The sequence below is a fragment of the Rhodococcus sp. AZ1 genome (assembly GCF_054979605.1).
The window spans coordinates 158779-173308 of sequence record NZ_JBUEQF010000001.1 but is presented as its reverse complement, the minus strand read 5'-3'; the positions used below and the strand labels follow the sequence as shown (position 1 = coordinate 173308).

General features: G+C 66.3%; 8 protein-coding genes. All 8 read right to left on the bottom strand.

What is annotated here, in order from left to right:
- Nucleotides 1-150: 150 nt before the first annotated feature.
- Nucleotides 151-4107 (bottom strand): DNA-directed RNA polymerase subunit beta', encoded by a 3957-nt coding sequence (locus ACY48E_RS00915; RefSeq protein WP_462870163.1) that lies wholly within the window; start codon nucleotides 4105-4107, stop codon nucleotides 151-153.
- A gap of 78 nt (nucleotides 4108-4185) precedes the next feature.
- Nucleotides 4186-7692 carry a DNA-directed RNA polymerase subunit beta gene (gene rpoB, locus ACY48E_RS00910; protein WP_462870162.1) on the bottom strand — a complete coding sequence of 1169 codons (3507 nt, stop codon included), beginning with the start codon at nucleotides 7690-7692 and terminating at the stop codon, nucleotides 4186-4188.
- A 410-nt stretch (nucleotides 7693-8102) separates the two neighbouring features.
- Nucleotides 8103-9077, bottom strand: coding sequence for a hypothetical protein (locus ACY48E_RS00905; RefSeq protein ID WP_462870161.1), 975 nt, complete (start codon nucleotides 9075-9077; stop codon nucleotides 8103-8105).
- Nucleotides 9078-9110: 33 nt separating this feature from the next.
- Nucleotides 9111-9761 (bottom strand): hypothetical protein, encoded by a 651-nt coding sequence (locus ACY48E_RS00900; protein WP_462870160.1) that lies wholly within the window; start codon nucleotides 9759-9761, stop codon nucleotides 9111-9113.
- A gap of 20 nt (nucleotides 9762-9781) precedes the next feature.
- Nucleotides 9782-11020: an MCE family protein gene (locus ACY48E_RS00895; RefSeq protein WP_462870158.1), complete on the bottom strand. Its 1239-nt coding sequence runs from the start codon at nucleotides 11018-11020 to the stop codon at nucleotides 9782-9784.
- A complete protein-coding gene (locus tag ACY48E_RS00890) occupies nucleotides 11020-12237 on the bottom strand; it encodes an MCE family protein (RefSeq protein WP_462870494.1) in 1218 nt (405 codons plus the stop codon). The genes ACY48E_RS00895 and ACY48E_RS00890 overlap by 1 nt, the downstream gene beginning before the upstream one ends.
- 50 nt (nucleotides 12238-12287) lie before the next feature.
- Nucleotides 12288-13544, bottom strand: coding sequence for an MCE family protein (locus ACY48E_RS00885; RefSeq protein WP_462870157.1), 1257 nt, complete (start codon nucleotides 13542-13544; stop codon nucleotides 12288-12290).
- Nucleotides 13541-14512 carry an MCE family protein gene (locus tag ACY48E_RS00880; RefSeq protein WP_462870492.1) on the bottom strand — a complete coding sequence of 324 codons (972 nt, stop codon included), beginning with the start codon at nucleotides 14510-14512 and terminating at the stop codon, nucleotides 13541-13543. Before ACY48E_RS00880 ends, ACY48E_RS00885 begins: the two co-directional genes overlap by 4 nt.
- Nucleotides 14513-14530: the final 18 nt, after the last annotated feature.

The window sequence follows — 14530 nt, the reverse complement described above, 5'->3', positions numbered from 1 at the left end:
GCATCGACCGGTCCGGTGACCATCATCGTTATGTGCGGTAACGATCAGGTGGATCTGCGGCGACAGGACCGTCGAAATCGGGCGGACACGACACGAGCCCCGCACCCCTGGCGGACCAGGGACGCGGGGCTCGTGAGGCTACTGGCAGATCTACCGGTAGTCGCCCGAGAAACCGTAGTCGTCGAGCGGCACCGCAGCACCGGTGTTCTGGCCGAAGCCGTCCGGGCTGTAGTACTGATCGTCGTACGACGGCACGGCGTACGCCGCTGCGCGCGCCTCCTCGGTGGGTGCAACGGTGATGTTGCGGTACCGGTTGATGCCGGTGCCGGCCGGGATCAGCTTGCCGATGATCACGTTCTCCTTCAGACCGATGAGCTTGTCCGAGCGGCAGTTGATGGCCGCGTCGGTGAGCACACGGGTGGTCTCCTGGAACGACGCCGCCGACAGCCACGAATCCGTCGCCAGCGACGCCTTCGTGATACCCATCAGCACCGGACGTCCGGCCGCGGGCTCGCCACCCTCGGCCACGACGCGACGGTTGCTCGCCTCGAACTCGCTGCGCTCGGTGAGCGATCCGGGCAGGAACTCCGTCGAACCCGAGTCGATGATCGTCACCCGACGCAGCATCTGACGAACGATCGTCTCGATGTGCTTGTCGTGGATCGACACGCCCTGGCTGCGGTAGACCTCCTGCACCTCGTTGACGAGGTGGATCTGCACCTGACGGGGACCCATCACGCGCAGCACCTCGTGCGGGTTGGCCGCACCCTCCATCAGCTGCTGGCCGACCTCGACGTGATCGCCGTCCGCGAGCAGACGCTCCGAGCCGTCCTCGTGCTTGAACACACGCAGGCGCTGACGCTTGGAGAGCTTGTCGTAGACCACCTCTTCGCCACCGTCGTCCGGCACGATGGTGATCTTGTAGAAGCGCTCACCCTCCTCGAGCTGCACGCGCCCGGTGACGTCCGCGATCGGCGCGACACCCTTGGGCACACGTGCCTCGAACAGCTCCTGCACACGCGGCAGACCACCGGTGATGTCGTCGCCGGCCACACCACCCTGGTGGAAGGTGCGCATCGTCAGCTGCGTGCCGGGCTCGCCGATCGACTGCGCCGCGACGATACCGACGGCCTCGCCGATGTCGACGAGCTTGCCGGTGGCCATCGAACGGCCGTAGCACGTGGCGCACACACCGGTGCCGGTGGTGCAGGTGAGCACCGAGCGCACCTTGACCTTGGTGATGCCCGCCGCGAGGAGAGCATCGATGGCCGGATCGCCCAGATCGTGACCACGCTCGACGATCACGGTGCCCGACTCGTCCACCGCGTCGGCGGCCAGGGTGCGGGCGTACGTGCTGGTCTCGACGTGCGCATCGCGGATCAGCGTGCCGTTGGGCTGCTTCTCGGCGATGGTCGTGGTGATGCCGCGGTCGGTGCCGCAGTCGACCTCGCGCACGATCACGTCCTGGCTGACGTCCACCAGACGACGGGTCAGGTAACCCGAGTCGGCGGTGCGCAGGGCGGTGTCGGCCAGACCCTTGCGGGCGCCGTGCGTGTTGATGAAGTACTCGAGAACCGTCAGGCCCTCCTTGAAGGAGGACTTGATGGGCCGCGGGATGAACTCACCCTTCGGGTTGGTCACCAGACCCTTCATTCCGGCCAGCGAGCGAACCTGCGTCATGTTTCCGGCGGCACCGGACTTGACGATCATCGGGATCGGGTTGCTGTCGGGGAAGTGGGCCTCCATGGCCTTACCGACCTGCTCGGTCGCTTCCTGCCAGATCTTCACCAGAGCCGAGTTGCGCTCGGTGTGATCGAGCGCGCCGCGCTGGTACTGCTTCTCGATCCGGTCGGCCTGGGTCTCGAACTCCTCGAGGATCTGCGGCTTCTCCGGCGGCACCAGCACGTCGGAGATCGAGATGGTCACACCCGAGCGCGTGGCCCAGTAGAAACCGGCGTCCTTGAGCTTGTCGACGGTCTGGGCCACCACGATCATCGGGTACCGCTCGGCGAGGTCGTTGATGATCGTCGCCTGACGCTTCTTCGGCATCTGCTCGTTGACGAACGGGTAGTTGCCCGGCAGCAGCTCGTTGAAGATCACACGCCCGAGGGTGGTCTCGGCGGTCCAGGCATCGCCCGGCGCCCACCCGTCGGGGAACAGCTCCGCCTCGACGTCCGCAGGCGGACGCTGCTGGGTCAGACGCACCTTGATCTTCGACTGCACCGTCAGCACACCACGGTCGACGGCCATCTGAGCCTCGGCGGGGCTGGCGTAGATGCCCTGCTCCGGCCGGTCCTTGGCGGCGGCCGCGTTCTCCCCGAGAGCCTTCTCGTCGAGACGGGTCAGGTGGAACAGACCCGTCACCATGTCCAGACGCGGCATGGCCAACGGGCGACCCGACGCGGGCGAGAGGATGTTGTTGCTCGAGAGCATCAGCACCCGGGCCTCGGCCTGCGCCTCCGCCGACAGCGGCAGGTGCACGGCCATCTGGTCGCCGTCGAAGTCGGCGTTGAAGGCCTCACACACCAGCGGGTGCAGCTGGATGGCCTTGCCCTCCACCAGCTGCGGCTCGAACGCCTGGATACCCAGACGGTGCAGGGTGGGTGCACGGTTGAGCAGCACCGGGTGCTCGGCGATGACCTCTTCGAGCACGTCCCACACCTGGGCGCGCTGACGCTCGACCATGCGCTTGGCCGACTTGATGTTCTGCGCATGGTTCAGATCCACCAGGCGCTTCATCACGAACGGCTTGAACAGCTCGAGAGCCATCAGCTTCGGCAGACCGCACTGGTGCAGCTTGAGCTGCGGACCCACCACGATCACCGAGCGGCCCGAGTAGTCCACACGCTTTCCCAGCAGGTTCTGACGGAAGCGACCCTGCTTGCCCTTGAGCAGATCCGACAGCGACTTCAGCGGACGGTTGCCCGGCCCGGTGACCGGACGCCCACGACGACCGTTGTCGAACAGCGCGTCCACCGACTCCTGCAGCATCCGCTTCTCGTTGTTGACGATGATCTCGGGGGCACCGAGATCGATCAGTCGCTTGAGGCGGTTGTTGCGGTTGATCACGCGGCGGTACAGGTCGTTGAGGTCGGAGGTGGCGAAGCGGCCACCGTCGAGCTGGACCATCGGACGCAGCTCCGGCGGGATCACCGGAACGGCGTCGAGCACCATGCCCATCGGCGAGTTGCCGGTGGACTGGAACGCCGCGACCACCTTCAGGCGCTTGAGGGCGCGGAGCTTCTTCTGCCCCTTGCCGCTGCGGATGGTCTCGCGCAGGCTCTCGGCCTCGGCCTCGATGTCGAAGTTCTCCATCAGCTTCTGAATGGACTCCGCGCCCATCGCGCCGGTGAAGTACTCGCCGTAGCGGTCGACCAGCTCGCGGTAGATCAGCTCGTCGACGATGAGCTGCTTGGGGGCGAGCTTGGTGAACGTGGACCAGATCTCCTCGAGCCGGTCGAGTTCGCGCTGCGCCCGGTCGCGGAGCTGACGCATCTCGCGCTCGCCGCCGTCCTTGACCTTGCGGCGCACATCGGACTTGGCACCCTCGGCCTCGAGCTCGGCGATGTCGGCCTCGAGCTTCTGCGCGCGTGCCTCGAGATCGGCGTCGCGCTGATCGACGACGGCCTTCTTCTCCACCTCCATCTCGGCCTCGAGGGTCGAGAGCTCGTTGTGGCGCAGCTCGTCGTCCACCGAGGTGATGACGTATGCGGCGAAGTAGATGATCTTCTCGAGATCCTTCGGCGCCAGGTCGAGCAGGTAACCCAGACGCGACGGGACACCCTTGAAGTACCAGATGTGGGTGACCGGCGCGGCCAGCTCGATGTGACCCATGCGCTCACGGCGAACCTTGGCGCGCGTGACCTCCACGCCACAGCGCTCGCAGATGATGCCCTTGAAGCGCACACGCTTGTACTTGCCGCAGTAGCACTCCCAGTCGCGAGTCGGTCCGAAGATCTTCTCGCAGAACAGGCCGTCCTTCTCGGGCTTGAGCGTGCGGTAGTTGATGGTCTCCGGCTTCTTGACCTCACCGTAGGACCAATTGCGGATGTCCTCCGCGGTCGCGAGACCGATGCGAAGTTCATCGAAGAAGTTGACGTCCAGCACGTCGTACTTCCTTTCCCCGTAGGACGGGTTAGTTTTCTGTAGCTACGGCAGTGGGTCGGCGAGGACGAACGCCGCCGACTACTGCGCCAGATCGTCGACGGTGGCGGCCTCGTTGCGGGAGAGGTTGATTCCCAGGTTGGCCGCCGCGCGCTCGAGATCCTCGTCGTCGCCGTCCGCCATCGTGATCGCCGCACCGTCGGAGGAGAGAACCTCCACGTTCAGGCACAGCGACTGGAGCTCCTTGAGGAGCACCTTGAACGACTCGGGGATGCCCGGCTCGGGGATGTTCTCGCCCTTGACGATGGCCTCGTACACCTTCACGCGGCCCACCACGTCGTCCGACTTGATGGTCAGCAGCTCCTGCAGCGTGTACGCCGCGCCGTAGGCCTGCATCGCCCAGCACTCCATCTCGCCGAAGCGCTGGCCACCGAACTGGGCCTTACCGCCGAGCGGCTGCTGGGTGATCATCGAGTACGGACCGGTCGAACGAGCGTGGATCTTGTCGTCGACCAGGTGGTGGAGCTTGATGATGTACATGTAGCCCACCGACACCGGGTACGGGAACGGCTCACCGGAACGACCGTCGAACAGCGTCGCCTTACCGTCGGCGCCGACCATCTGGTCGCCGTCACGGTTCGGGATGGTGCTCGAGAGCAGACCCGTCAGCTCGTCCTCCTTGGCGCCGTCGAACACCGGAGTGGCGATGTTGGTGTCGGCCTCGGCCGCCAGCATCTCCTCCGGCAGCGTCGCCGCCCAGTCCGGACGGCTACCGTCCGACGCCACCTGCACGTTCCACCCGGTCTTGCCGATCCACCCCAGGTGGGTCTCGAGGATCTGACCGATGTTCATACGACGGGGCACACCGTGCGTGTTGAGGATGATGTCGATCGGGGTGCCGTCGGAGAGGAACGGCATGTCCTCGGCGGGAAGGATCTTGCCGATGACGCCCTTGTTGCCGTGACGACCGGCGAGCTTGTCGCCGTCCTGGATCTTGCGCTTCTGCGCCACGTACACGCGCACCAGCTCGTTCACGCCCGGAGGCAGATCGTCGTCGTCGTCGCGCGAGAACACGCGAATACCGATGACCTTGCCGTTCTCGCCGTGCGGCACCTTCAGGGAGGTGTCGCGAACCTCGCGCGCCTTCTCACCGAAGATCGCGCGCAGCAGGCGCTCCTCCGGCGTCAGCTCGGTCTCACCCTTGGGCGTGACCTTGCCGACGAGCACGTCACCGTCACGAACCTCGGCACCGATGCGGATGATGCCGCGCTCGTCGAGATCGGCGAGCACCTCGTCGGAGACGTTGGGGATGTCGCGGGTGATCTCCTCGGCACCGAGCTTGGTGTCACGGGCATCGATCTCGTGCTCCTCGATGTGGATCGAGGTGAGCACGTCCTCCTCCACCAGACGCTGGCTGAGGATGATCGCGTCCTCGTAGTTGTGGCCCTCCCACGGCATGACGGCCACCAGCAGGTTCTTGCCCAGGGCCATCTCACCGTTCTCGGTGCACGGCCCGTCGGCGAGCACCTGACCGGCCTCGACGCGGTCACCCTCGTCGACGATCGGACGCTGGTTGGCGCACGTGCCCTGGTTGGAGCGGGCGAACTTGCGCATGCGGTAGGTGCGGCGGGTGCCCTCGTCGGCCATCACCGTCACGTAGTCGGCGGAGACCTCCTCGACCACGCCGGCCTTCTCGTTGACCACCACGTCACCGGCGTCGACGGCGGCACGAAGTTCCATGCCGGTACCGACGATCGGGGCCTCGCTGCGCACCAGCGGAACGGCCTGACGCTGCATGTTGGCACCCATCAGGGCGCGGTTGGCGTCGTCGTGCTCGAGGAACGGGATCATGGCCGTGGCCACCGACACCATCTGGCGCGGCGAGACGTCCATGTAGTCGACGTCGGTCGACGAGACGAACTCCACCTCGCCGCCCTTACGACGGACGAGGATGCGGTCCTCGACGAAGGCACCCGAGGTGTCGATCGCCGAGTTGGCCTGCGCCACCACGTGGCGGTCCTCCTCGTCGGCGGTGAGGTAGTCCACCTCGTCGGTGACGCGACCGTCGACCACCTTGCGGTACGGGGTCTCGATGAAGCCGAACGGGTTGACCCGCGCGTACACCGACAGCGATCCGATCAGGCCGATGTTCGGGCCTTCCGGCGTCTCGATGGGACACATGCGGCCGTAGTGCGAGGGGTGCACGTCGCGCACCTCGAGGCCGGCGCGCTCACGCGAGAGACCACCGGGACCGAGAGCGGACAGGCGGCGCTTGTGCGTCAGACCCGACAGCGGGTTGTTCTGGTCCATGAACTGCGAGAGCTGCGAGGTGCCGAAGAACTCCTTGATCGCCGCCACGACGGGACGGATGTTGATCAGGGTCTGCGGCGTGATCGCCTCCACGTCCTGCGTGGTCATGCGCTCACGGACCACACGCTCCATGCGCGAGAGGCCCACGCGGATCTGGTTCTGGATCAGCTCGCCCACCGTGCGCAGACGACGGTTGCCGAAGTGGTCGATGTCGTCGACCTCCACCGGAACCTCTTCGCCGCCGGGTGCGGTCATCGAGGTCTCGCCCGCGTGCAGACGCACGAGGTACTCGATGGTGGCGACGATGTCCTCCTCGGTGAGGGTGGACGCCAGGATCGGCTGGCCCGGGTTCAGGCCCAGCTTCTTGTTGATCTTGTAGCGACCCACCCGTGCGAGGTCGTAGCGCTTCTCCTTGAAGAACAGGTTCTCGAGCAGGGTCTGCGCGCTCTCCTTGGTGGGGGGCTCGCCCGGACGCAGCTTGCGGTAGATGTCGAGCAGGGCCTCGTCGGTGCCGGCCGTGTTGTCCTTCTCCAGCGTGGCCATGAGGATCTCGGAGAACCCGAAACGCTCGGTGATCTGCTCGGTGGTCCACCCCAGCGCCTTGAGCAGCACGGTGACCGGCTGGCGACGCTTGCGGTCGATGCGCACACCCACGGTGTCGCGCTTGTCGACGTCGAACTCGAGCCACGCACCGCGGCCCGGGATCACCTTGACGCTGTGCAGGTCCTTCTCGGTGGTCTTGTCCACCGAGTGGTCGAAGTACACGCCGGGCGAGCGCACGAGCTGGCTGACCACCACGCGCTCGGTGCCGTTGATGATGAAGGTGCCCTTGTCGGTCATCATGGGGAAATCACCCATGAACACCGTCTGGCTCTTGATCTCGCCGGTGTTGTTGTTGATGAACTCCGCGGTGACGAACAGCGGCGCCGCGTAGGTCATGTCCTTGTCCTTGCACTCGTCGATCGAGGCCTTGACCTCGTCGAAGCGCGGGTCGGAGAAGGAGAGCGACATCGAGCCGGAGAAATCCTCGATGGGGGAGAGCTCGGTGAGAATGTCCTCGAGCCCACCGCTGGCCGAGCTGTCGCCGCGGGCCTGAGCCCTCTCACGCCAACTCGGAGCCCCGATGAGCCATTCGAACGAATCAGTTTGAAGATCAAGTAGCCCTGGTACCTCGAGCGGCTCGCGAATCTTCGCGAACGACACCCTCTTCGGGGCTCCGGGAGTTCCGGTGTTGTCCTTGGTCTGGGTGGAGACTGCCAAGATGCATCCTTCCAGCACCTCACGCGAACCGTGCCGCTACCGAACCGTGAGGACTCGGGCGACCGCCGCTGTATCTGCTTTTGTGTGGGGCGAATCGGTGTGACCGAAACCGCTGGTCACAACCCGAACGACGACCTCGCCCCGAGCAGCCCACAACACAGCGGACGACACGGAAACAGGAGAAGGACAGGAGGCACCCAGCGCAACAACCGAAAGTACCCCTCGCGGCGCTCAGATGCAAGCCCCCAGCCGGACCCTCACGCCGGCTCGCAGTATCGGTGCCTCCATTTGCGCCGATAGCAAACCGCCGGGCTCGGGAACCCAGTGGAGCGACGAACGAATTCGCCTTGCAACAGCCTGGACCGCGAACGTCCCCGCGTCAAGACGAACACGAAATTTGTGTCCTCGGGTTTGCGACGGTGGCGCCCTCAGCGGTTGTCGAGCTTGGAGATCAGCCAGCGCCCGTCGACTCGCCGCATCGTGAGCGTCACCGGCGTATCGGCCTGACCCTGATCGACACCGTCCTGCGACGCGGTGACGTTCAAACTGGCCGTCACCTCGGCCAGGTCCCCCTGCAGCGACCCGACACCGAGCTGGGTGACCTTGGCGACGGCCACCGTCTTCGTCTGCAGCACACCGGATTTCGTCTGATCAGCGGTGTCGTTGTATTCCTTGAGACGATCACCGTCGAGGAAGGTCCGCGCAGCCGCCTGATCGGCGTCGATCGTATCGGCCTTGTAGGTGAACACCGTCTCGAGCGCGGTGCGCGCAGCCGCGGCCACCTCGTTGGTGCCGGGCTGATCCACCCACGCGTCGTTGGTCACCGTGCGCGTGCCCGGCTGGAAGGCCGCGATCGCGGCCGCGATACCGGCCACCACGGCGATCACCAGCAGGACGACGGTGACCCGTCGAACGCGGCGCGAGGACGCCGTCTCGGCCTCCCCCACCGGCGACGGCCCGCTCGAGCCCGCCGCCGCTCCCGCGGCGACAGGCTTGCTGAGGCGATACGCCGCAGTCCGACGCCTCTTGGGCTGCACAGCCGTCGTGGCTTCAGCGTCCACGGTGTCGGGTGCCGCGGTGTCGGGTGCCGCGGTGTCCGCGATCTCGGTGTCGGCGGCGACCTTCGTCAGTGCCACGGTCTCGGCGACATCGGCCTTCTCGGCAACATCGACTTTCTTGGCGACATCGACCTTCTTGGCGGGGGCAGCCTTCTTCGCGGGGGCAGCCTTCTTCGCGGGGGCAGCCTTCTTGGCGGGGGCCACCTTCTCGACCGGCTCCGCCTTCTTCGCCGGAGCGACCTTCTTGGCGGGGGCGGGTGCGCTCTCGCCGACCTCGGGTGATCGACCGGCCACACGGGGTCGCCGAGCCGGGCCGGCAGGGTTCTTGCGGCGCGGGGGTGCCATCGTCAGGTCCTCAATCGCTCTCGTGCCGGATGACTACTGCCCGGCGGGGGCGGGTGCGGGTGCCGGCGCCGGGGACTCGGGCGTGGCAGGTGCCGGTGCATCGGGGGCCGGTGCCGGCGCCGGGGTTCCGGGCGCCGGGGTGGTGGTGGGGACGGCGAGGGCGATCCGCTGCCCGATGGGCTGAATCTTCGAGGCCTTCCACACGTCACCGACCTTGGTGAGCTCGAGTCGCACCGTGGTGAGGTAGCGCTCCTCACCGCTGGGCTTCTTGGTGTCGGTCTGCAGAACCACCAGTGACGCGGCAGTTCCGTCGTCCTGATTGAAGTCGGTCAGAACGGCGTGCTGCACGGTGGCCGTGGTGACCACGTTGGTGGTCGCGAACTGTGCGCGGAACTGGTCCTTGGTGTCGTTGAGACCCGCGGTCAGCTCGTCACCGGTGATCGAGGATTCGATGTCGGCGAACGTCTTGTCCAGGTTGTTCGAATCCACCGAGTTCAGGTTGACCCCCGCCTGCCGAGCGCCCGCGAGCGCCGACTCGCGAGCATCGGCCTTGGCGGAGTTCTGAGCCGAGTGGAACCAGCCGGTACCGAGCAGGACGGCAGCGACCACCGCCACCACGGCAGCGAGTGCCGCGGCGACGAGACCGACTATGTCCCACCGCCGACGTTGTGCGGGTGAAGTCACGGTTCGAACGTACTCCGAGCTCACTTCACGGTGACACCCACGAGGGGTGCCAGCTGCGAGGCGATGGGGTTGAGGTTCAGCGGCGCGGGGGCGACCTTGGGTGTGTCGTCCCAGGGCTGCGGAACCGTCGGGTCCGCGAAGACGGCCCGGTTGGCACTGCGCACGCCGGTCACCGACCCCTGCGGGGCGGTGCAGTTGGCGTTGGAGTTGAGCGGGAAGTCCTGCTGCTCATCGTTGAAGTTGGGGTCCTTCGCCCGCTCCGCGTCGATGATCGCCCGGGTGCCCTCGTAACCCACCGTGCACGGCGGCGGGGCGTTGACCTCGAGGATCGCGCCCTGGTGGACAGTGGAGTCGCCCGGTGTCGCCGACGGCGCCGCCACCGACAGTGCCGGCAGGAACTGAAGCAACGGCCGCAGGGCGAACGTTCTCGGACTCAGTGCATCGATCAACGACGCCAGCGACCCCAGGTTCTGAGTCAGCGGTGCGCCGATCTGGTTCACCAGAGCCCCCACCTGATCACTGGCCGGGATCCCGTTGTCGATGAGACGACGAATATCGGGATCGTTCGAGCGCAGCTGCGCGGTGACGGTGTCGAGGTCGCGGGTGAACTGGGCGATGGCCGACGACTGGTCGCTCTGCGTGCCCAACACCACGGTGCTGTCGCGCACGAGTGTCAAAGTCTGCGGCAGCGCCTCGACACCGGACTGCGACAACGTGTCCAGCGACGTCACGAGGGTCTGCAGATCGTCGCCCTTGCCGGCGAAACCCTTGCCGAGTTCGGTGACCAGGGTGCGCAGCTTGTCGATCGGAACCGAGTTGGCCAGTGTGTTCACCGAGGTCAACACACTTTCGACGGGTGTCGGGGTGAACGAGGTGGTGATGGTCGACCCGTCCTCGAGGTAGGGGCCCTGATCGCTGGACGGCCGCAGGTCGACGTACTGCTCGCCGATGGCCGATCGGTTGGCCACCGTCGCCGAGGCGTTCGCCGGAATCTTGGGGCCGCCGCTGTCGAGGATCAGGTCCACCTGCACGCCGTCTGGGGTCAGCCGAAGGTCGCCCACGCGCCCGACCGGCACACCGCGATAGGTGACCTCCGCGTTGGTGAAGATGCCGCCCGAATCCTTGAACTCACCCTTGACCGTGTACTGCCCGAACCCGATCAACTGATCGAGCCGCACGTACTTACCGCCCACGTAGAGCAGGCCGGCCAGGGCGATGATGGTGAAGAGCGCCAACTGAATTCGTAGACGTTTGACCATCACCGACCACTTCCCGGAAGCTGAACACCGAACTGCTGGAGCAGGCCGTCGAGCGGATTGGCCGCGGGCGGGGCGGCCGGCGGGGCGCCGGGCACACCGGGCGGGGGCACCGGGTTGGGGATGATCGGCGGGAGCGGAAGCAACGACACCGTCGGCAGGCCCGGTCGCGGACCGTTCCCGTTGTAGTACGGGTTCGACGGATCCACGAACGGCTTCTTGCCGAACTGCGGCGGGCTGTAGACCGGGTCGCCCTTACCGACACCGAGCGCCGAGAGCTGAGTGCCCAGCGACAGATCCAGGCTCAGGAACAGGTTCACCGAACCACCGGTGATGATCTTCTCCACCCCGTCCGGGAACGGGAACGTCGGGATGAAGCTCAGGTCGGAGACCAGCGCGTCACTGGACTTCGCCAGTTCCTGCAGTGTGGGCCGCAGGGCACGAATATCGGCGATCAGATTGTCCTTGGACTGGTTGAGCACGTCGGTACCGACGGTGCCGAGGCGATCGAGCTGGGTCAACAGCGCGGTGAGCTGCGGACGCTGCTTCTCGAGTACATCGGTCGCGACCGGCAGATCCTTGAGGATCCGATCGATCTTGTCGGTCTGAGTGGACACCGACGAGGTGAGCGTGTCGAGCCCGTCCAGCGCCCGGGTGATGTCGTTCTTCTGCTGATCGAGCCCGGTGATCAGCGTGTTGGCCTGCTCGAGCAGGTCGCGCACACGGTCGGTGCGACCGTCGAGAGCAGTGTTGAGCTCCTTGACGATGGGGGCGAGCTGAGCCACACCGCCCTCGGTCAGCAGCATCGACAACGCGCCGAGAACCTGCTCGATATCGGTGGCCGAGCGCGTGCGATCGAGACCGATGGTTGCGCCCGAGGCCAGCTTGTTCGCGTCGGCCTGGCCCAGCGGAGGTGCGATGGAGACGAACTTCTCGCCCAGCAGGCTCGTCTGTTCGATCTTCGCCGTCGCATTGGCCGGGAGCGAGACCGACGAGTTCACCGTGACATCGACCAGCGCGGTCCAGCCGTCGGGAGCGACCTTGATGTCGGTGACCCGACCGACGGGCACGCCGTCGACCTTGACCGTCGACTGCGGAACCAGGTCCAGCACGTCGTCGAACTGGATAGACAGGTTCATCGGGTTCGACCCGAGATCCGCACCACCGGGCAGCGGGATCGAGTAGATCCCCTCGCTCGCACACGAGGTCGCGGTCAGCATGAGAGCACCGGCGGCCGCGACCAGCGCGATCGGACGCCTCGAGCGAGTTCTCACTGCCCACCTCCGGTCGTCAGACCCGGCAACTCGATGCCGCTCAGGCGCGGTGACGGCACACCGGGAACGGTGCCGGGGACCACGGCGCGCTGAATGTTGTCGGCGCTGAGCAGTCCGAGCGGAAGGTTCAGCGACGGCGACTTCACCGCGTTCGTGGCCTGCCCGACGATGGTGCGGCAGTTGTCGACGATGGGCTGCATCTGCCGTCCCAACGCCTCGAACGCCGGGTCACCGGGCTTGAGGTTCTTCAGATCGATGAGGCGGCAGATCAGTGACGCCGGATCCTGAAGTTCGGGCAGGTTCACGCGCGAGGACAGCGTGCCCGACTCGGCGTCGTAGCTGTTGACCACGTTGGAGATCGCCAGCGGCAGCAGCGTGATGGTGTCGGCCACCTTGGCGCGGTTCTGAGCCAGCAGATCGGTCGTCGGGACGAGCTCGTTGACGTCGGCGGTCAGCTTGTCGCGGTTGTCGCGAACGAACCCTGCGACGTCCCCCAAGGCCACCGACAGCTGGTTGATCGCCAGGCCGAGGTTCTCCCGTTCGCCCGCCAGGAAGCTCGACAGCGAGGACAGCTGGGTGTTGAACTGGCGAACCTGATCGTCGTTCTGGGCGAGCGCCGTGACGAACACCTGCAGGTTCTTGACCGTGTCGAACAGGTCGCCGCGGTAGGAGTTCAGGGCGTTCACCGCGCCGGAGAGCTGGGTGATCGACGAGTTCAGCGCGTCACCGTTACCGGCGAGGTTCTGCGCCCCGGTGGTCACCAGGTCCGACACGGCACCGTTCTTGTTGGCCCCGTTGGGGCCCAGCGCGTCGGCAAGCTTCTGCACGCTCTTGTACAGCTCGTCCACCTCGACCGGGGTGGCGGTGCGATCGCGCGGGATGGTGGTGCCCGAGCGCATCTTGTCGCCGCCGGTGTAGGCGGGGGTGAGCTGGACGTAGCGATCGGCAACCACCGAGGGGGCCACCTGGACGGCCTTGGCAGCGGCCGGGACGTCCACGCCGCGATCGACCCGCAGGTCCACGCGCACCTGGTCACCGAGGGGCTCGACCTTGGTCACCTCGCCCACCTTCACCCCGAGGATGCGCACATCCGTGCCCTCGTACACCCCGACACTCTTGTCGAAGTAGGTGGTGATGGTGGTTGTCCCCGCGCGCGTGAACAGCCACCACAGGCCCGTCGCGATCAGCAGCGCACCGATCACCGCGATGGCGATGTACGGGATGTTCTTCTTGGTCAGGATCGATGTGGTCACTGGCCGGCCCCCGGTCCGGGGCTGCGCACCGGGTCCACCCCGAGATCGCGGATCGGAGCGCGGTCGCCGGGCTGAACCGACAGGCCGGGCGGGAGGAGGTTGACGATCACCTGATCGAACCACCGGCCGTTGCCGACGATGTTGGTGTACAGCCGCACGAACGGCGAGTACAGGTCGATGGCCCGCGCCAGATTCTGGTTGTTCTGCTTCAAGATGTCGATCACTCCGCCGAGCTGTTGGAGGGCAGGTCCGATCTGGGCCTCGTTGTCACGTACGAGGCCGGTGAGCTGCTGCGAGATCCGCTGGGTTCCCGTCAAAAGCGCGGCCACGGCCTGCTGCCGGTTGTTGAGCTCCTGAACCAGGACGCCCGCGTCGGTGATGAGTTTGGTGAACTCCTTGTTGCGGTCGGCGAGCACCTTCGAGGTCTTCGCCGTCGCGTCGAACAGGGTGCGCAGTTGGTCGTCGCGCGTGGCGATCGACTGCGAGAGCCGCGACACCCCGTCGAGGGCACCACGCACGTTCTCCGGAGTCTGCGAGAACGCCTGCGTCAGCGTCTCGAAACTCGTCGCGAGCTGGTCGGTGTCGATGTCACCGGCCGTCCTCGCCGCATCGGAGAAGGCATCGATCACGTCGTACGGCGAGGTGGTGCGCTCACGCGGGATCACGTCGCGTGGATCGAGCGGCTCGGTGCCCTTCGGCTCGAGGGCGAGGTACTTCGATCCGAGCAGCGTCTTGATCTGGATCGACGCCGTGGTCTGGTCGCCGACCCACGCATCGCGAACATCGAAGGCGACCTTGACCTTGTCGCCGTCGAGTGTCACGGAGGTGACCGTGCCGACCTTGACTCCGGCGATGCGCACCTCGTTGCCGTCCTTGAGTCCGGCGGCCTCGGAGAAGTCTGCGGTGTACTTCGATCCCGCACCCAGGATGGGCAGCGAGTCGAGGAAGAACGCCGAGGCAACCGACATCAGGATCACGAAGAGACC